Source organism: Streptomyces sp. NPDC059743, from assembly GCF_042732975.1.
In the GTDB taxonomy this organism is placed as follows: domain Bacteria; phylum Actinomycetota; class Actinomycetes; order Streptomycetales; family Streptomycetaceae; genus Streptomyces.
Genome location: NZ_JBHWGS010000005.1, coordinates 288,095 through 305,381, shown reverse-complemented (window position 1 = coordinate 305,381; position 17,287 = coordinate 288,095). Strand labels below are relative to the sequence as shown.

Below are 17,287 nucleotides of genomic sequence, written 5' to 3'. Positions count from 1 at the left end.
GGTGAACTCCATGCATGATCTCGGGGCCGGCTTCGGCTACTTGATGAAGGGCCAGCGCTGGGTCGCGGGCCATGGCCGATGGTTCGGATTCGGGCTGCTGCCCGGACTGGTCACACTGGTGCTGTACGCGGGCGCGCTCGTCGCGCTCTTCTACGGCGCCGACGATCTCACGGCCTGGGCGACTCCGTTCGCCGACGACTGGTCCTCGCCCTGGCTCGGTCTCTTCCGTGGCTCGCTGACCGTGCTCCTCTTCGCGCTCGGCCTCTTTCTCGCCGTGGTGACCTTCACGGCCGTGACCTTGCTGGTCGGCCAGCCCTTCTACGAGTCGCTCTCGGAGGCGGTCGACCGCGCCGAGGGCGGCGAGGTCCCCGAGTCGGGCCTGCCGCTCTGGCGAGAGCTGCTGATCTCCGCCCGGGACAGCCTGCGGATCCTGGTACGGGTGACGCTGTACGGCGTCCTGCTCTTCGCGCTCGGCTTCATCCCGGTGATCGGGCAGACCGTGATTCCCGTGCTCGGCTTCTGTGTGTCCGGCTTCTTTCTGACGGAGGAGCTGACGGCGGTGGCGCTCCAGCGGCGCGGTGTCGAGCTGAAGGAGCGGCTGACCATGCTCCGGGGCCGGCGGATGCTGGCCCTCGGCTTCGGTGTGCCGCTGACGCTCGCCTTTCTCGTACCGGTCGTGGCGGTGTTCCTGATGCCGGGCGCGGTGGCCGGAGCCACGCTGATGGCCCGTGAGCTGGCCGCGGCGCCGGAGGACGCGCCGGACGGTGCGGCGAGCGGCGGAGCGAGCGGCGAGGGTGCGCCCAGGACGGGCGCACCGCTCACTCTCGACAAGTAGGCGCTGTACGACCGCGCTGTACGACCGGACTTCGCGGCCACGTCGGGGCCGTCCGGTCCGGTCCGTCCGGTCCGTCGCGTCCGCCGTGGCCGCCGCGTCCGCCGTGTCAGGAGGACTCGGCGGCCACCGTGATGATCGCCCTGATCTGGGCGATGATGTCCAGCCGGTTCCGGACGAACTCGGGATCGGTCACCGTCCCGGTCGCCGGATCGGTGTTCCCGGCTCCGAACTGGAGGACGGGCGTGTGCACATGGCCGCCCGGGATGTCCAGGCCGAGCCGGTCGCGCAGCAGCGTCGCCCGGTAGGCGATCTCGTTGGAGAGATAGTCCCCGCCGCCGCCCGCGCGGGCCGCCGAACCGGGCGTCGGTCCGGCCGGCCGTACCACCGGAGCCGTCGCGCCCGCCGGGATCTCGGTCACCGAGGTGTTGTCGTACACCGGGAACCGTCCGGTCGCCGCCGCCGTGATCGCGGCGTACGGCAGGCTGGTCACCGTCCACTGCGGCTGTGAGGCCGGATCGCTCACCGGCACGAGTCCGGTCTCGGAGACATTGTCGTTGTCGCCGAATCCGCCGCGCCAGGCGCCGTTGAAACGCTCGACATCGATCCGGCCGACCCGGCCCTGGCTCACCGTGGTGAACAGATCGGCCCGGGACAGCGGGCCGCGCAGGGCCCGTTCCACCGTGCCGTCGGCGAAGTCCGCCCAGCGGACCGGGAAGACGGCGGTCTCGATACGGGCCGGACCGTCGGCGGTCCTGATGACCGTGCCGTCCAGGGCCAGCGCCGTCGCTCCCGACGGATTGCTGATCCGGATGTCGCGGTCCAGGGTGAACGGATCGAAGCCGGTCATCACGATGCGCTTGACGCCCTGCCGGCTCTTGCCCTTGCCCTGGTCCGCCTTTCCGCCGGAGAAGGTCAGGGAGTCCTGGCCGCGCGAGGAGCGTTCCAGCGTGCCGAGCAGAGCCGAGCGCGCGGCCTCGGAGAGGCGGAACTCCGGTTCCCACTGGCGCAGTTCACGTGTCATCCCGAGGCGCGCCCAGTACAGCGGCCGGTCGTCGTCCCGGCTCAGATCACCGCCGGCGGGACCGCGGCCCTGTGCCCGGTCCACCGCCCGCTGCCACAGCCGCGCACCCTGGCGCCCGACGGTCCGTTCCGCCTCGGCGTAGGAGTCCGCGTGGCGCAGTGACCGTACGAACTCCGGCGCCACGCCGTCGAAACCGCTGCGCCGCAGGATTTCCTGCGGTACGGCCCGGTCGAGACGCTGCTCCTCGACGGTGAGGGCTGCGGCGGTCCCAGCCGTCTCCGTGGTCTTGGCGGCAAGGGCCGGCCGGGCGGTGGCGAGCGGCAGCGGCGCGGCCAGGGTGAGTGCGGTGGCGGTGAGCAGTACGAGTCCGGTCAGCTCCGGGCGTATCCGTCCGCGTGTCCATACGCGTACACCTGTCCGGCTCATGGGCCTCATGAGTCTCACGGGAGTCCTTCCGTCGGGTGGCGGAAGTATCGCCTCCGTACCGGTCTTCTGACCATGGCGCCTGACCGGCCGTAACTCCGGTCACCGGCCGGTCAGTTACGCGCGCACTGGGCCGATCAGTCCCGTGGACCCGGGCCTCCCGCGCGCAGCAGCGTCAGAAAGTCGCGGAACGCCGCCGGCATGTCCACCGACTCCGGGTCCAGCAGCCACTGGTACTGGAGTCCGTCCATCACGGCGGTCAGCAGCGGCGCGGCCTGCTCCGGAGTGAGCCCGCCCGGCAGCCGGTCGCCGAACTCGTCGCGCAGCACATCCGCCATCTCGCTCCGGACCTGCTCATAGCGGTGGCTGAAGAACTCCCTGGCCGGATGATCCTCCGTCACACTCTCGCCGAGCAGCGCCGAGAAGGTCTGCACGATCCCCGGGCGCATCGCGTTGTACTCGACCAGCGAGGTCAGCAGCTCCAGCCGCCAGCCCTGCCGGCCGCCGCTCCCGCCGCCCGTGTCCCACTGGTCGCGCTCCTCCAGTACGGCGACGAGCAGCGCCTCCTTGGTGCGGAAGTAGTGGAGCAGCCCTTGCTGGGTGAGGCCGACACGCTCGGCCACCGCGCCCAGGGTCGTGCCTCGGTAGCCGCGCTCGGCGATCACTTCGAGGGCGGCACGGAGGATCTCCGCCCGCCGCTCCTCGCTTCTGGCTCTCGCCATCAGGCCGGATTCCTTTCCGCTCTGTTTTCCGCTCTGTCCGCCGGCTGTCCACCGTCATCCATAAGTAACAAATGGATAACGTAATCTACTCATCTACAGATAATGGGGCCACCATGTCACCATTCACCGGTACTCGACGAGGAGGTACGGCCGTGGCAGGCGCATCCAACACCCGGGCCGATCAGGCCCGCAACGCCGCTGTCGAGGCGGCGCTCGGCAAACTGGATCTGGCCGCCAAGGCCCGGCTGCTGGCCGGCCAGGACATGTGGTCCCTGCCCGCGCTCCCCGAGATCGGTCTTGCCTCCCTGGTGATGTCCGACGGGCCCATCGGAGTCCGCGGCGTCCGCTGGACCGCCGACGATCCGTCCGTCGCCCTGCCGTCGCCGACCGCGCTCGCCGCCTCCTGGGACCCGGAGCTGGCCCGCCGGGCGGGCAGGCTGCTCGCACAGGAGGCCCGCCGCAAGGGTGTCCATGTGCTGCTGGCGCCCACCGTCAATCTGCACCGCTCACCGCTCGGCGGGCGCCACTTCGAGGCGTACAGCGAGGATCCGTATCTGACCGGCGAGATCGGCACCGGATATGTCCTGGGCGTCCAGGACGGCGGAGTCGGCACCACCGTCAAGCACTTCGTGGCCAATGACGCCGAGACCGACCGCTTCACCGTCGACAACATCGTGGCTCCGCGTCCGCTGCGCGAGCTGTATCTCGCGCCGTTCGAGGCCATCGTGGCCAATGCCCATCCCTGGGGCATCATGGCCGCGTACAACCAGGTCAACGGCTCGACCATGACCGAGCACCGCTATCTCCAGAACGAGGTCCTGCGCGGCGAATGGGGCTTCGACGGCTTCATCGTCTCCGACTGGCTGGCCGCGCGCTCCACCGTGGGTGCCCTCCTCGGCGGTCTCGATGCCGCGATGCCGGGACCGAGGACGGTCTACGGCGAGGCGCTCGTCGCGGCCGTACGCGCCGGTGAGGTGGAGGAGCCCGCTGTGGACGAGGCCGTACGGCGCGTGCTGCGGCTCGCCGCCCGCGTCGGCATCCTCGACGGCGCACCGCCGGCCGTCACCGAACACCCGGCGCCGGTCGACGGCGACGCGCTCGCCCGCGAGATCGCCCGCCGCTCGTTCGTCCTCGTACGCAACGAGGTACGGGACGAGGTACGGGACGGCCGGCCCGCGCTGCCCGTCGATCCGGCCGGGACCGGCACCGTCGCACTCATCGGCGCTGCGGCCCGTGACGCCCGTATCCTCGGCGGCGGTTCCGCCGTGGTCTTCCCGGACCATGTCGTCTCACCGCTCGACGGTCTCACCGCGGCCCTTCCCGAGGGCGCCCTGACCTATTCGATCGGCGCCGATCCCAGTGATGAACTCGCCGCCGCCGACCGGGGATTCGAGCTGACCGCCGTCTGCCGCGCGGCGGACGGACGGATCCTCGGGACCGCCACCGTGCCGGGCGGCCGGGTGCAGTGGGCGGGCAGCGACCTGCCCGACGGTGTCACCCACGACGAGCTGCACACCGTCGAGCTGACCGGCTCCTTCGTCCCTCGCGAGAGCGGGAGGCACTCCTTCGGCACCCGCGGTCTCGGCGGTTTCGTGCTCACCGTCGGCGGCGAGGTCCTCTTCGACGGTACGGAGGAGCCGAAACCGGCCTCCGATCCGTTCGAGGAGTTCTTCGGCGGCCCGGTGGAGCGCGCACACGCGGAGCTGACCGAGGGCGAGCGCGTCGAGATCTCCCTCCTCCACACCGTCCACAAGATCCCGGACGCGCCGATCAAGGCCGTCGCCTTCTCGCTGCTCCATCTCGGCCCGCGCCACGATCCCGACGAGCTGATCGCCGAGGCCCTGGAGGCCGCGCGCGGCGCGGACACCGCCGTCGTCGTGGTCGCCACCACCGAGCGTGTCGAGTCCGAGGGCTTCGACCGGAAGGACCTGAAGCTTCCAGGCCGCCAGGACGATCTTGTACGGGCCGTCGCGGCGGTCAATCCGAACACCGTGGTGGTCGTCAACACCGGCTCTCCGGTGGAGCTGCCCTGGCGTGACTCCGTGGCCGCGATCCTGCTGAGCTGGTTCCCTGGCCAGGAGGGCGGTGCCGCTCTCGCCGATGTGCTGCTCGGCGCCGAGGAGCCCGGCGGCCGGCTGCCCACCACCTGGCCGGTCGCCCTGGCCGACGCGCCGGTCTCGGCGACCACTCCCGACGGAGGCGAACTCCACTACACCGAGGGCCTGTTCATCGGCTACCGGGCCTGGGAGCGCGCGGGAACGGCACCCGCGTACGCCTTCGGCCACGGCCTCGGCTACACCGACTGGGAGTACGAGACGATCGCGGCCACCGCCGGCGAGGCCCGGGTGCGGCTGCGCAACACCGGTGTCCGCGCGGGCCGTGAGGTCGTCCAGCTCTATCTGGCGCCCGTGGTCGGCACATCCGCAGCCGACAGCGCCGACAGCGTGGAGCGTCCCGCGCGCTGGCTGGCGGGCTTCGCCACCGTCGAGGCGGGCCCGGGAGAGACCGTGGAGGTACGGATCCCGCTGCCGCGCAGGGCCTTCGAGATCTGGGACGAGGAGTCCGGCGCCTGGTCGTTCGTGCCCGGCACTTACGAGGTCCAGGCGGGCCGCTCGGTCGCCGACCGCAGGCTCAGCGCCACGGTGGAGGCGCGCCCCGGCGCGTGAGGGCCTGAAGACGGCCCCGGGACGGGCGCACCTGACAGCACCGTCCCGGGGCCCGTGCCATCCGGTAGCCCGGTTGTCCGGAAGCCCGGCCGGACCGGCTCCCGGACGCCGGAGCTACCGGACGCCGAAGCGGTAGACCGTGGTCGAACGGAACTCCTCGCCCGGCCGCAGCACGGTGTCCGGGAACTCCGGGCGGTTCGGCGAGTCCGGGAAGTGCTGGGTCTCCAGCGCCACACCGTCACCGGGACGGTACGGCTCACCGTCGAAGTGGTCGCCGGTGTAGAGCTGGAGTCCGGGCTCCGTCGTGGTGATGGTCAGCACCCGGCCCGAGACCGGGTCGTACAGCTCCGCCGCCGGTTCGTCACCGTCGAGGACGAAGTTGTGGTCGTAACCGGAGCCCACCGGGCGCGGCTTGCGGAAGTCGAAGCGCGTCCCGTCGACCGGAGCGAGCTCTCCGGTCGGCAGCGCGGCGGAGTCCACGGTGGTGGTATGGCTCGCGGCGATCCGCAGTTCATGCCCGGCCGTGCTGCCACTGCCCGCGCCGCCCAGATTCCAGTACGTGTGGTTGGTCAGATTCACCGGTGTCGGAGCGTCCGTCACCGCGCGGTAGTCGATCCGCAGCGCGCCGTCCGCGTCCAGCGAGTACGTCGCCGAGACATCCAGCCGGCCCGGGAATCCCTCCTCGCCGTCCGGGCTGGTCCGGAACAGCCGTACTCCGTGGTCACCGGCCCGCTCGGCCTCCCAGACGCGCCGGTCGAAGCCGCGCTCACCGCCGTGCAGACAGTTCGGCCCGTCATTGGGCACCAGCCGATGGGTCCGGCCGTCCAGTGTGAAGGCCGCGCCCGCGATGCGGTTCGCGTACCGCCCGACCAGCGCTCCGAAATACGGGCCGCGCGAGCCCAGATAGCCCGTGACATCGGCGAAGCCGAGCGCCACATCGGCGACGGTGCCGTTCCGGTCGGGAATCTCGACCGACTGCACGACGCCGCCGTACGTCAGCAGACGCAGCCGGGTCCCGGCCCGTTCGAAGGTCCAGCGGTGAACGGGCGTACCCTCGGGGGCCGCGCCGATGCGCTCCGTGTTCATGACAGTCACGATCAAGCACACTACGCCGGGCCGGCCCGAGCGGCTACGGCCCTCCCGGCCGCCCGGACAGCCAGCGACGCCTACGCGGGCGGATCCGCCGCGGTGATATTGCGGTACGCGATCTCCGCGAGCCGGCTCTGCCCGTTCTTGCTGGGATGGAACCAGTCCCAGTGGCTGAGCTGCTCCCCGGTGAACCGGTAGTCGAAGACCGCGCCGCCGTCGTACCGGCAGCGCAGGTCCTTCGCGCAGACCTCTTTCAGCACCTTGTTGTAGGCCACCACCCGCTCGTACACCAGATCCCGGCGCTGCTGCGCCCGCTCGCTCATGTCCTGCGAGTCCCCGAGCATCGAGGCACAGATCCCCAGCTTCCAGATCTGCCGGCCCAGCGGATTGCCACGGCCGGTGGACCAGAGCCGCTTGAGATCCGGCACGCTCGACACATACACCTGCGCCTTGGGCGCTCCGGCGCGCAACTGGCGCATCGACGCCTCGAACGAGGTACGGAAGTCCTCCACCGGCGTCATCTGCTTGGGCGAGTCCCGGCAGGCGTCATTGGCGCCCACCATGACCGTGACCAGCTCGGGCCCGTGCTGCGCCGCCTGGGCCATCTGACCGGGCAGATCGGCCATCCGGGCACCGGTCACCGCGTGGTTCCAGCTCCGCTGCTTCACCGCGGGCGCGCCCAGGAGGCGCAGCGAGAGACTGCGCACCTCCATGTCCGTGCCCGTCGACCAGGACACCTCCGGACAGTCCGCCAGCACCACACAGGCGTCGAAGCCACGGGTGATCGAGTCACCGACCGCGGCCACGGAGGCGGGTTTGCGGTCCCAGACGGGCGTGGGCCGCGGGGACGGAGCGGCGCTCTTCGCGGCGGCGTCCGGGGAGGAGCCGCCCAGGGAGTCGCAGCCGGCCAGCATCCCGGTCCCGGCGAGCACCGCGGCCGTGACGGCGGCGAGCCCGGCGCGTGGGCGCCGGGCTCGCGGGCCTGTACGCCCACGAGCGCCACTCCGAAGGCTCTTGCGCATGAACGGCCCCTCCCCGTTGGCTCCTCTGAAGAAGTCTGGCGTCCTCAGGCGTCCGGCGGCGTCCTGCCGAGTGAAAGCTTCGCGCATATCGGGCCCGGGACCGACCGTACGTCACCCCGGGCACCCCGCCGCACGGTAGCTTTTCCCACGTCGAACCAGAGGCGCCCTTATCTCTCGGCTCCGGTAAATTACATCACGTCACATGCTGTCCCTTTTGCGGAGTTTCACTCCCGATGCTGTTTACTGAGGCCGCTGGGAAAGGCGAACCTCGTCCCACACTGGAGGTCCCGGTGACGACACGTGGAGTTCTGTACATTCACTCCGCACCGCGCGCGATGTGCCCCCACGTCGAATGGGCGGTGGCGGGAGTACTCGGTCTGCGGGTCCAGCTCGACTGGATCCGCCAGCCCGCCTCGCCCGGCACCTGGAGAGCGGAAGTCTCCTGGAAGGGCCGGCCCGGCACCGCGTCCAAGCTCGCCTCCGCGCTGCGCGGCTGGCAGATGCTCCGCTTCGAGGTGACCGCGGAGCCCTGTCCCACCGCCGAGGGCGAGCGTTACAGCGCTACGCCCGACCTGGGAATCTTCCACGCAGTCACCGGTATGCACGGCGACATCCTGGTCCCCGAGGACCGGCTGCGTGCCGCGCTGGCCCGCTCCCAGCAGGGCGAGACCCAGCTGGAGGCGGAGGTCGCCAAGCTGCTCGGCAAGCCGTGGGACGACGAGCTGGAGCCGTTCCGGTACGCCGGTGAGGGCGCTCCGGTCCGGTGGTTGCATCAAGTCGTATGAGCGGATGGGCCCGCCGCGTCCTACGGTGGTCCCATGGCTGATCAACTCGCAGTAGCTGTCCTCGGTACGGGCATCATGGGTGCCCCGATGGCCCGTAACCTCTGCCGCACCGGACATGACGTCCGGGTCTGGAACCGCACTCCCGCCAAGGCCGAAGCCCTCGTCGCCGACGGCGCGCGGGTCGCCGCGACTCCCGCCGAGGCCGTGACCGGCGCGGATGTCGTGCTCACCATGCTGTACGACGGATCCGCCGCCCTGGAGGCCATGACGGCCGCGGGGCCCGGTCTGCGGCCCGGCGCCATCTGGCTCCAGTCGACCACCGCCGGTGTCGAGGCGATCGCCCCGATGGCGGATCTGGCCCGTCAGCAGGGACTGGTCTTCGTGGACGCGCCCGTGCTCGGGACGAGGGCGCCCGCCGAGAGCGGTCAGTTGCTGATCCTGGCGGCAGGCCCGGAGAAGGCCCGCGCGCCGCTCGCCTCCGTGCTCGACGCCATCGGCGGCCGTACGGTCTGGCTGTCCGAGGACGGCGGCACCGGCGCCGCCAGCCGGCTCAAGCTGGTCTGCAACAGCTGGGTCCTGGCGCTCACCGCCGGTACGGCCGAGGCGCTCGCGCTGGCCAAAGGACTGGACGTGGATCCGCGGCTCTTCCTGGAGGCCGTCTCCGGCGGTCCGCTGGACTGCGGCTATCTGCACGCCAAGGCCGACGCGATCCTCAAGGGCGACTACAGCCCGAACTTCACGGTCATCACGGCGGGCAAGGACGCCCGGCTGATCGTAGAGGCGGGCGAGGGCCACGGAGTACGCCTGGACCTCGCGGAGGCCAGCGCGGAACGTTTCCGCCGTGCGGAGGCACAGGGCCACGGCGACGAGGACATGGCGGCGATGTACTTCGCCAGCTTCGACACCTGACCGGGCCGGCTTCGACACCTGACCGGCGCCGTCCGGCGCGATCAGTCCAACGGGCGCGTGCGTTCTCGCACGCGCCCGTGATCAGCGCGTTCAGATCGTACGGAGCGCCAGTACCACGTTGTGGCCGCCGAAGCCGAACGAGTTGTTGATCGCCGCGATGGTGCCGGTCGGGAGCGCGCGGGGGGTGTCGCGCACGATGTCCGCGTCCACCTCCGCGTCGAGGTCGTCCACATTGATCGTCGGCGGTGCCACACGGTGGTACAGCGCGAGAACCGTGGCCACGGTCTCGATACCGCCCGCGCCGCCCAGGAGATGACCGGTCATCGACTTCGTGGCGGAGACGGCGACATGGTCCAGATCGTCGCCCAGGACCCGGCGCAGCGCCTTGACCTCGGCGACATCGCCCTGCGGAGTGGAGGTCGCGTGCGCGTTGAGGTGCATGACCTCGGACGGCTTGAGATCCGTGTTGTCCAGCAGGTTCTCCATGGCCTTCGCGATACCGCGGCCGGTGGGCTCGGGCTGGGCGATGTGATGGGCGTCCGAGGACAGTCCCTGGCCGAGCACCTCGCAGTAGGCCCGCGCGCCGCGCGCCGCCGCGTGCTCCGCCGACTCCAGGACCACGACACCCGCGCCCTCGCCGAGGACGAAGCCGTCACGGGCCGTGTCGTACGGGCGGGAGGCCTTGGTGGGCTCGTCGTTGTTCTTCGACATCGCCATCATGTTGGCGAACGCGGCGATGGGCAGCGGGTGGATGGCCGCCTCCGTACCACCGGCGACGACGACATCGGCGCGGCCGGTACGGATCATCTCCACGGCGTAACCGATGGCTTCCGCGCCCGACGCGCAGGCGGAGACCGGTGTGTGCACGCCCGCGCGGGCGCCCACTTCCAGACTGACGTTGGCGGAAGGGCTGTTCGGCATCAGCATCGGCACGGTGTGCGGAGAGACACGGCGCTCGCCGCGCTCCTTGAGCACGTCGTACTGGTCGAGCAGGGTCGTGACGCCACCGATGCCGGAGGCGATCACGGTGCCGAGGCGGTCCGGGTCGACGGCGGTGTCCTCGCCGGCCTTGGCGGTGTAACCCGCGTCCGCCCAGGCTTCCCTGGCCGCGATCAGCGCGAACTGCGCCGAGCGGTCCAGCCTGCGGGCGAGTGGACGGGGCAGTACATCGCCCGGGTCGACCGCCGCCACGGCGGCGATACGGACCGGCAGACCGACGTAGCGCTCGCCTTCGAGAGGGCGGACCCCGGAGCGGCCCGCGAGCAGACCGTCCCAGGTCGAGGCGCTGTCGCCACCCAGTGGTGTGGTTGCGCCGATACCGGTGACGACCACGGTGCGATTGGTCGAGCTCACTGGAATTCTTTCTCCACGTGTAGAGGGTGCTGAATTTTTACGGCGCCACCACCGGGTGGCGGATGCCGCGCGATCCGGTCAGGCGGGTCAGGCGGCCTGGTGCTTCGCGATGTAGTCGGCGGCGTCGCCGACCGTCTTCAGGTTCTTCACGTCGTCGTCCGGGATCTTGACGTCGAAGCGCTCTTCGGCGGCGACGACGACCTCGACCATGGACAGCGAGTCGACGTCCAGGTCGTCGGTGAAGGACTTGTCCAACTGGACGTCCTCGACCGGGATACCGGCGATCTCGTTCACGATCTCGGCGAGACCGTCGACGATCTCTTCCAGGGTGGCGGCCATGTGGGCGCTCCTTCGATTGTACGCAGAGGGATATATCGGAACACGCTCCGGAAAGATCCGGTGTGCCTAGGGGAGGGTAACGACCGTCGCGGCATAGACGAGACCCGCCCCGAAGCCAATGACGAGCGCGGTGTCGCCGCTCTTCGCCTGCCCGGTCGCCAGAAGCCGCTCCATCGCGAGCGGGATCGAGGCGGCCGAGGTGTTGCCGGTGGTCTCGACGTCACGCGCGACCGTGACGCTGTCCGGCAGCTTCAGAGTCTTCACCATCGAGTCGATGATCCGCATATTGGCCTGGTGCGGAATGAAGACATCCAGGTCTTCCGAGCTGATTCCGGCCGCGTCCAGCGCCTGCTGGGCGACCTTCGCCATCTCGAAGACGGCCCAGCGGAAGACGGCCTGGCCCTCCTGCGTGATGGCCGGGAACTTCTCCACCGTGCCGTTGCGGTAATCGTCCCACGGCACGGTCTGCTTGATGGTGTCGGACTTGTCGCCCTCCGAGCCCCAGATCGTCGGCCCGATCATCGGCTCCTTGGCCGGACCGACCACGACGGCGCCCGCGCCGTCGCCGAACAGGAACGCCGTCGCGCGGTCCTCCAGATCGGTCAGATCGGAGAGCCGCTCCACACCGATCACCAGGACATGGTGGGCCGAGCCCTCGACAACCATGCTCTTGGCCAGCGTCAGCCCGTAGCCGAAGCCCGCGCATCCGGCGGAGATGTCGAACGCGGCCGGCTTGCCCGCGCCGATCCGGTCCGCGATCTCGGTCGCGATGGCCGGAGTCTGCTTGAAGTGCGAGACGGTCGAGACCACCACGGCGTCGATCTGCTCGGGCGTGATCCCGGCGTCGGCGATCGCCTTGCCGGACGCCTCGATGGACATCGCGGCGACCGTCTCCTCGGGCGAGGCCCAGTGGCGGGTGGCGATTCCGGAGCGGGAGCGGATCCACTCGTCGGACGAGTCGATCGTCTCGAGGATCACCTCGTTGGGCACGATCCGGGTCGGGCGGTAGCCTCCCACGCCCATGATGCGCGCGTACGGGGCGCCCTTGCTGGGCTTGATCTTCGACATGCTCTCTGGCTCCTATTCAGCCGTGGAGGAGTGCTCGGCGATCAGCGTGCGGGCCGCGTCGAGGTCGTCGGGGGTCTTCAGCGCGAGGGTCTTGACTCCGGGCAGGGCCCGCTTGGCGAGACCCGTCAGGGTGCCGCCGGGGCACAGCTCGATGAGAGCGGTCGCACCGCGCTCCTGGAAAGTCTCCATGCACAGGTCCCAGCGGACCGGATTGGCGACCTGACCGACCAGGCGCGTCACGATTTCGGCCCCGGTGGAGACGGCCCGTCCGTCCCGGTTCGAGATGTACGGCACGGCCGGATCGGCGACGACGAGCGATCCGGTGGCCACTTCGAGCTTCTCGACGGCGGGCGCCATATGGTGCGTGTGGAACGCTCCGGCGACCTTGAGCGCCACCACGCGACGTACGCCCTCGGGCTTGTCGGCCTCCAGCGCGGCGAGTTGGTCGAGCGTCCCCGCGGCCACGATCTGGCCAGCGCCGTTCACATTCGCCGGCGTCAGACCGAGCTTCTCCAGATGGGCGACGGTGGTGTCGGGATCGCCGCCGAGGAGCGCCGACATGCCGGTCGCGGTGATCCCGGCGGCCTCGGCCATCGCCAGACCACGGGCCCGTACGAGCTCCAGGGCCGCTTCGTCGGAGAGCACACCGGCCAGCGCCGTGGCGGCCAGTTCACCGACACTGTGGCCGGCCGTGGCGCCCACCTCGCGCGCCATGTCCGCGGTGTCCGGGAAGAGCTGACGGGCCGACAGCAGAGCCGCGGCGACCAGCAGCGGCTGGGCCACCGCGGTGTCCCGGATCTCGTCCGCGTCGGCGTTCGTGCCGTAGTGGACCAGATCCAGGTCGATGGCGGCCGACCATGCCCGCAGCCGGTCTTCGGCACCGGGCAGTTCGAGCCAGGGAGTCAGGAAGCCGGGCGTCTGAGCGCCTTGGCCGGGAGCGACGAGTACGAGCACTCTCACACTCTCTCTTGTGGACGGGGCATATCGCCCGTGAGGACAAGGACGAAGAACCGTCAGGGGAATTGTTGGAGTACGACAAAAGCCTAAGTCTGGGGGTCTCCGTCGGCCAGACGCCCCAGGATGAGTGCGATCCGCAGCGTGAAGGCCGATCTGACATCGGACGGTGACCATCCGGTGACGTCAGTCACACGTCGGAGCCGGTAGCGCACGGTGTTGGGGTGGACGAAGAGCATCCGGGCGGCGCCCTCAAGACTGCTCGCCTGCTCCAGATAGACACTCAGAGTCTCCAGCAGCGCCGACCCGGCTTCTTCCAGCGGTCTGTAGATCTCCTCCACCAATTGCTCACGCGCGGCGGGATCCGAGGCGATGGCACGCTCCGGCAGGAGATCGTCGGCGAGCACCGGACGCGGCGCGTCCTGCCAGGCGAAGCACGCCTTGAGCCCGGCCGCCGCGGCCTGGGCCGACTTGGTCGCGGCCAGCAGATCGGGCACCACCGGGCCCGCGACGACCGCTCCCGCGGCATACGGGCCGATCAGCGCCTTGGCGACCTGGAGCGGATTGTCGCTGCCGCCCGCGATCACCACGAGCCGGTCGCCCAGGACTCCGGTGAGCACCTGGAGCTTGGCGTGCCGGGCGGCCCGTCTGATGGCCTCGACGGTCAGTTCGCTGTCGCCGTCGGGAGCGGTGCCGAGCAGCACACAGACATGTTCGGGAGAGTTCCAGCCGAGGGCGGCGGCCCGGGAGACGGCGCCCTCGTCGGCCTCACCGGAGAGCACGGCGTTCACCACGAGCGACTCCAGCCGGGCGTCCCACGCGCCACGCGCCTCGGCGGCCTGGGCGTACACCTGGGCGGTGGCGAAGGCGATCTCGCGGGCGTAGACGAGCAGCGCCTCGCGCAGCGCGGACTCGTCGCCGGGCGCCGCGACCTCCTCGATCGCCGTCTCCATGACCTCGATCGTGGTCCGCACCATCTCGACGGTCTGGCGCAGGGTGATGGCCCGGGTCAGCTCGCGCGGAGCGGTGCCGAAGACATCGGTGGAGATGGCCTGAGGAGTCTCCGGATGACGGAACCACTCGGTGAACGCGGCGATACCGGCCTGGGCGACCAGCCCGATCCAGGAACGGTTCTCCGGCGGCATCGCGCGGTACCACGGCAGCGTCTCGTCCATGCGGGCGATGGCGTTCGCGGCGAGCCGTCCCGAGGACTGCTCCAGCCTGCGCAGTGTCGCGGGATGCGGATGGGGTTCGTTCGAGGGTTCAGGCACGGGACAAGAGTGCCTCATCAGGGCGGCGGTCCGGGGGCCCGGGGTCGGAGGGTGTCCCGGCGACCGTGCCCGGCCGGCCTGCGGAGGGACGGCATCCGGACCGGCCCCGGAGCGCGTCCGGACCGGCCCCGGAGCGCCCCTGGACGAGTCCCGCAGCGCGTCCGGGCCTTGTCCAGACGCGGCCCGGACCGCTCCCGGACGGCTCCCGGACCGGTCCGATCCGCGGGAAACCGCCTACCGTTGAGCCGTGATTCTCGTGAGGCACGCAGCGCAGCGTCATGTCGGCGGTGACCCGGGCGCGGGCATCGAGTCCCTGCACGCCTTCTCGTTCGGGCGCTTCTACGATCCGGACAATCTTCGCTTCGGCGCGGTCCTCGCGTGCAACGAGGAGCGGCTCGCGCCGGGCGCCGGATTCGGTGAACATCCGCACAGCCATACGGAGATCGTCACCTGGGTCGTGGAGGGCGAGCTGACGCACCGGGACTCGGCCGGGCACGACACGGTCGTCCGGGCGGGCGACGTACAGCGGCTCAGCTCGGGCGGCGGTGTGCGGCATGTGGAGCGCAACGACGGTACGGGCCCGCTGGTCTTCGTACAGATGTGGCTCGCGCCGCTGGAGCCGGGCGGCGAGCCCGCGTACGAGATCGTCCGGGGCATCGCGGACTCCACGCCGTACGCCCTTCCGCAGGCCGGCGCGATGCTGCATGTACGGCGGCTCAAGGACGGCGAGCGCTCCGCCGTGCCGGACGCGCGCTTCGTCTATGTCCATATGGTGCGCGGCGGCGCCCGGCTGGACGGCGACGGCGGGACGGGCAGGCAACTGGCGCCCGGCGACTCCGCGCGTATCACGGATGCCAAGGGCCTGGAACTGACCGCGGGCCCTGCGGCGGAGGTGCTGCTCTGGGAGATGTCGGGCTGAGCGGCTCGGTGGCCCGGCGCTCGGGCCCGTACGAATCAGGCCGTACGCATCAGGTCGTACGGAGCTCGGTGAGTATCGCGTCGGTGAAGGGCGGCCAGGCCTCGACCGCCCAGGGCCCGAAGGGCCGGTCGGTGAGCGCCACACAGGCCGCGCCCGCGTCCGGGTCGATCCACAGGAACGTACCGGACTGGCCGAAGTGCCCGAATGTACGCGGCGACGACGAAGCGCCCGTCCAGTGCGGTGACTTGGCGTCCCGGATCTCGAAGCCGAGACCCCAGTCGTTGTTCTTCTGATGGCCGTAGCCGGGCAGCACACCGGAGAGCCCCGGATGGACGACGCTCATCGCCTCCAGCACCGTGCGCGGGTCGAGCAGCCTGGGCGTCTGGACCTCCGCGGCGAACCGCACCAGATCGTCGACCGTCGAGACGGCGTCCCTGGCCGGTGAGCCGTCGAAGGAGGTGGAGACCATGCCGAGCGGTTCGAGGACCGCCTCGCGCAGATAGTCGGCGAAGGGTATGTCGGTGGCCTCGGCGACATGCTCGCCGAGCACCTCGAAGCCCGCGTTCGAGTAGAGCCGACGCGTGCCCGGCGCGCTGGTCGCGCGGTGCTGGTCGAAGGCGAGACCGCTGGTGTGCGCGAGCAGATGGCGGACCGTGGAGCCCTCGGGCCCGGCCGGCTCGTCCAGCTCGACGGCGCCCTCCTCGTACGCCACCAGCACCGCGTACGCGGCGAGCGGCTTGGTCACGGAGGCGAGCGGAAAACGGTGCGAGGTCGGGCCGTACGCCCCGACGACGGTGCCGTCCGCCCGTACGACGGCGGTCGCCGCGGTCGTCACCGGCCAGTTCTCGATCAGCGCCAGGCTCTGCATGGCTAGAGCGTAGAGGACTCAGAAAGTCAGCCTCATGGAGGGATCGGGCGTACGGACGAAGCCCAGGGAGGCGTAGAGCGGCGCACCCTCACGGGAGGCGTGCAGATCGATCTTCCGCACGCCACGGGCCCGGTACCAGCCGAGCAGCGCCTCCAGACAGGCCCGGGAGTGGCCGCGCCGACGCATGTCCGGATCGGTGGCGACATTGAAGACATGGCCGCTGACGCCTGTGGGATTGCCAGGCCCGCCGAGCCGGTACTCGACCGTCCCGGTCGCGCAGGCGGCCAGCTCGCCCGGCCGGCCGGGACGGTCCACGACGAACGCGGCCAAGGTGGCGTCCGGCTCCGCGAGCCTCGTACGCAGCACCTCGACGGCGGCCGGCTGCCAGCCGGTGCCCGTGTCGGGCCGGTGAAGGGAATCGAACATGATCTGGCGGAGCCGGACCAGTTCCTCGGCGTCCTCGGGCACTGCCCGGCGTGCGTGGTTCATGGGGCCGAGTCTCGGCCACGGCGCTGGGAAACTCCTGTCATTTTCCGCTTGCTTCGAGTGCACTCCAAGGATCTAGCGTGGGCGGTATGACGCTGACCCAGAGCAGTCCGGTATCGACCGATCGCCTGGACGCGTGTGTGGCGGCGCCCCGCCGGCATCCGCGTCCCGATGGTGAGGACCGCTACACGATCAGCGAGGTCGCCGCCTTCACCGGACTGACCGCGCACACGCTGCGCTGGTACGAGCGGATCGGGCTGATGCCGCATGTCGACCGGTCGCACACCGGGCAGCGGCGGTTCAGCAACCAGGATCTCGACTGGCTCGCCTTCGTCGGAAAGCTCAGACTGACCGGGATGCCCGTCGCGGACATGGTCCGGTACGCCGAGCTGATCCGGGTGGGCGAGGAGACCTTCGAGGAGCGGCAGGAACTCCTGGCGCGGACCCGGCGCGATGTACTGAACCGGATCGCGGAACTCCAGGACACCGTCGCCGTGCTCGATCACAAGATCAGCTTTTACGCGGACGCCCGCAGGGCGTCGGAGAGGGCCTGAAAC

The 17,287-nt window shown here is 70.6% G+C and carries 17 protein-coding genes; 6 read left to right on the top strand and 11 right to left on the bottom strand.

Translation table 11 applies throughout. From position 1 onward, the window contains the following. The first annotated feature begins 10 nt into the window (after window positions 1-10). Window positions 11-835, top strand: coding sequence for an EI24 domain-containing protein (locus ACFV6H_RS11885; RefSeq protein ID WP_385540839.1), 825 nt, complete (start codon window positions 11-13; stop codon window positions 833-835). Window positions 836-941: 106 nt separating this feature from the next. Here ACFV6H_RS11885 and ACFV6H_RS11880 read toward each other — a convergent pair whose 3' ends face one another. Together ACFV6H_RS11880 and ACFV6H_RS11875 are read right to left on the bottom strand one after the other, a co-directional pair. Beyond that, window positions 942-2,282: a pyroglutamyl peptidase gene (locus tag ACFV6H_RS11880; RefSeq protein ID WP_385540837.1), complete on the bottom strand. Its 1,341-nt coding sequence runs from the start codon at window positions 2,280-2,282 to the stop codon at window positions 942-944. 134 nt (window positions 2,283-2,416) lie between these two features. Then, the gene (locus ACFV6H_RS11875; protein WP_384781474.1) at window positions 2,417-3,001 is read right to left on the bottom strand and encodes a TetR/AcrR family transcriptional regulator; all 585 of its coding nucleotides are present in this window, start codon (window positions 2,999-3,001) and stop codon (window positions 2,417-2,419) included. Window positions 3,002-3,153: 152 nt separating this feature from the next. Here ACFV6H_RS11875 and ACFV6H_RS11870 point away from each other — a divergent pair, with 152 nt between their 5' ends. Next, window positions 3,154-5,667: a beta-glucosidase gene (locus ACFV6H_RS11870; RefSeq protein ID WP_385540835.1), complete on the top strand. Its 2,514-nt coding sequence runs from the start codon at window positions 3,154-3,156 to the stop codon at window positions 5,665-5,667. A 114-nt stretch (window positions 5,668-5,781) separates the two neighbouring features. Here the strand turns inward: ACFV6H_RS11870 and ACFV6H_RS11865 are convergent, their stop codons facing one another. Together ACFV6H_RS11865 and ACFV6H_RS11860 are read right to left on the bottom strand one after the other, a co-directional pair. After that, window positions 5,782-6,753, bottom strand: coding sequence for an aldose epimerase family protein (locus ACFV6H_RS11865; RefSeq protein WP_385540833.1), 972 nt, complete (start codon window positions 6,751-6,753; stop codon window positions 5,782-5,784). A gap of 80 nt (window positions 6,754-6,833) precedes the next feature. Then, window positions 6,834-7,778, bottom strand: a complete 945-nt coding sequence (locus ACFV6H_RS11860) for an SGNH/GDSL hydrolase family protein (protein WP_384781479.1) — start codon at window positions 7,776-7,778, stop codon at window positions 6,834-6,836. A 290-nt stretch (window positions 7,779-8,068) separates the two neighbouring features. On the opposite strand from ACFV6H_RS11860, the gene ACFV6H_RS11855 reads away from it, so the two are divergent. Next, on the top strand, window positions 8,069-8,563 hold the full coding sequence (locus tag ACFV6H_RS11855; protein ID WP_093592289.1) for a DUF3145 domain-containing protein: 495 nt from the start codon (window positions 8,069-8,071) through the stop codon (window positions 8,561-8,563). Window positions 8,564-8,596: 33 nt separating this feature from the next. Beyond that, a complete protein-coding gene (locus ACFV6H_RS11850) occupies window positions 8,597-9,472 on the top strand; it encodes an NAD(P)-dependent oxidoreductase (RefSeq protein WP_385540830.1) in 876 nt (291 codons plus the stop codon). 90 nt (window positions 9,473-9,562) lie between these two features. On the opposite strand, the gene fabF is transcribed toward ACFV6H_RS11850, so the two are convergent. The 5 genes from fabF to ACFV6H_RS11825 all read right to left on the bottom strand — a co-directional run bounded on the left by fabF (window position 9,563) and on the right by ACFV6H_RS11825 (window position 14,475). Beyond that, window positions 9,563-10,825: a beta-ketoacyl-ACP synthase II gene (gene fabF / locus ACFV6H_RS11845; RefSeq protein WP_093592294.1), complete on the bottom strand. Its 1,263-nt coding sequence runs from the start codon at window positions 10,823-10,825 to the stop codon at window positions 9,563-9,565. Window positions 10,826-10,912: 87 nt separating this feature from the next. After that, a complete protein-coding gene (locus tag ACFV6H_RS11840; protein ID WP_046502803.1) occupies window positions 10,913-11,164 on the bottom strand; it encodes an acyl carrier protein in 252 nt (83 codons plus the stop codon). A gap of 66 nt (window positions 11,165-11,230) precedes the next feature. Next, on the bottom strand, window positions 11,231-12,232 hold the full coding sequence (locus ACFV6H_RS11835) for a ketoacyl-ACP synthase III (RefSeq protein WP_093592297.1): 1,002 nt from the start codon (window positions 12,230-12,232) through the stop codon (window positions 11,231-11,233). Window positions 12,233-12,244: 12 nt separating this feature from the next. Next, complete coding sequence (locus ACFV6H_RS11830) at window positions 12,245-13,186, bottom strand: ACP S-malonyltransferase (RefSeq protein WP_385541045.1); 942 nt, start codon at window positions 13,184-13,186, stop codon at window positions 12,245-12,247. Window positions 13,187-13,275: 89 nt separating this feature from the next. Further along, complete coding sequence (locus ACFV6H_RS11825) at window positions 13,276-14,475, bottom strand: PucR family transcriptional regulator (protein WP_384980549.1); 1,200 nt, start codon at window positions 14,473-14,475, stop codon at window positions 13,276-13,278. 229 nt (window positions 14,476-14,704) lie between these two features. On the opposite strand from ACFV6H_RS11825, the gene ACFV6H_RS11820 reads away from it, so the two are divergent. Continuing rightward, on the top strand, window positions 14,705-15,376 hold the full coding sequence (locus ACFV6H_RS11820) for a pirin family protein (protein WP_384781486.1): 672 nt from the start codon (window positions 14,705-14,707) through the stop codon (window positions 15,374-15,376). A gap of 49 nt (window positions 15,377-15,425) precedes the next feature. Here ACFV6H_RS11820 and ACFV6H_RS11815 read toward each other — a convergent pair whose 3' ends face one another. After that, on the bottom strand, window positions 15,426-16,244 hold the full coding sequence (locus ACFV6H_RS11815) for a serine hydrolase domain-containing protein (RefSeq protein ID WP_385540827.1): 819 nt from the start codon (window positions 16,242-16,244) through the stop codon (window positions 15,426-15,428). An 18-nt stretch (window positions 16,245-16,262) separates the two neighbouring features. Continuing rightward, entirely contained in the window at window positions 16,263-16,733 is a 471-nt protein-coding gene (locus ACFV6H_RS11810) for a GNAT family N-acetyltransferase (RefSeq protein ID WP_385540825.1), read from the bottom strand. Window positions 16,734-16,819: 86 nt separating this feature from the next. Between ACFV6H_RS11810 and ACFV6H_RS11805 the strand changes: the two genes are divergently transcribed. Beyond that, window positions 16,820-17,284 carry a MerR family transcriptional regulator gene (locus ACFV6H_RS11805; RefSeq protein ID WP_384980560.1) on the top strand — a complete coding sequence of 155 codons (465 nt, stop codon included), beginning with the start codon at window positions 16,820-16,822 and terminating at the stop codon, window positions 17,282-17,284. Window positions 17,285-17,287: the final 3 nt, after the last annotated feature.

What these genes read in the sequence shown, in the direction of transcription:
- ACFV6H_RS11885 (WP_385540839.1), top strand. Translation starts at nt 11, where the DNA reads ATGCATGATCTCGGGGCCGGCTTCGGCTACTTGATGAAGGGCCAGCGC.
- ACFV6H_RS11880 (WP_385540837.1), bottom strand. Translation starts at nt 2,282, where the DNA reads ATGAGCCGGACAGGTGTACGCGTATGGACACGCGGACGGATACGCCCG.
- ACFV6H_RS11875 (WP_384781474.1), bottom strand. Translation starts at nt 3,001, where the DNA reads ATGGCGAGAGCCAGAAGCGAGGAGCGGCGGGCGGAGATCCTCCGTGCC.
- ACFV6H_RS11865 (WP_385540833.1), bottom strand. Translation starts at nt 6,753, where the DNA reads ATGAACACGGAGCGCATCGGCGCGGCCCCCGAGGGTACGCCCGTTCAC.
- ACFV6H_RS11860 (WP_384781479.1), bottom strand. Translation starts at nt 7,778, where the DNA reads ATGCGCAAGAGCCTTCGGAGTGGCGCTCGTGGGCGTACAGGCCCGCGA.
- ACFV6H_RS11850 (WP_385540830.1), top strand. Translation starts at nt 8,597, where the DNA reads ATGGCTGATCAACTCGCAGTAGCTGTCCTCGGTACGGGCATCATGGGT.
- ACFV6H_RS11840 (WP_046502803.1), bottom strand. Translation starts at nt 11,164, where the DNA reads ATGGCCGCCACCCTGGAAGAGATCGTCGACGGTCTCGCCGAGATCGTG.
- ACFV6H_RS11835 (WP_093592297.1), bottom strand. Translation starts at nt 12,232, where the DNA reads ATGTCGAAGATCAAGCCCAGCAAGGGCGCCCCGTACGCGCGCATCATG.
- ACFV6H_RS11825 (WP_384980549.1), bottom strand. Translation starts at nt 14,475, where the DNA reads ATGAGGCACTCTTGTCCCGTGCCTGAACCCTCGAACGAACCCCATCCG.
- ACFV6H_RS11815 (WP_385540827.1), bottom strand. Translation starts at nt 16,244, where the DNA reads ATGCAGAGCCTGGCGCTGATCGAGAACTGGCCGGTGACGACCGCGGCG.
- ACFV6H_RS11810 (WP_385540825.1), bottom strand. Translation starts at nt 16,733, where the DNA reads ATGAACCACGCACGCCGGGCAGTGCCCGAGGACGCCGAGGAACTGGTC.
- ACFV6H_RS11805 (WP_384980560.1), top strand. Translation starts at nt 16,820, where the DNA reads ATGACGCTGACCCAGAGCAGTCCGGTATCGACCGATCGCCTGGACGCG.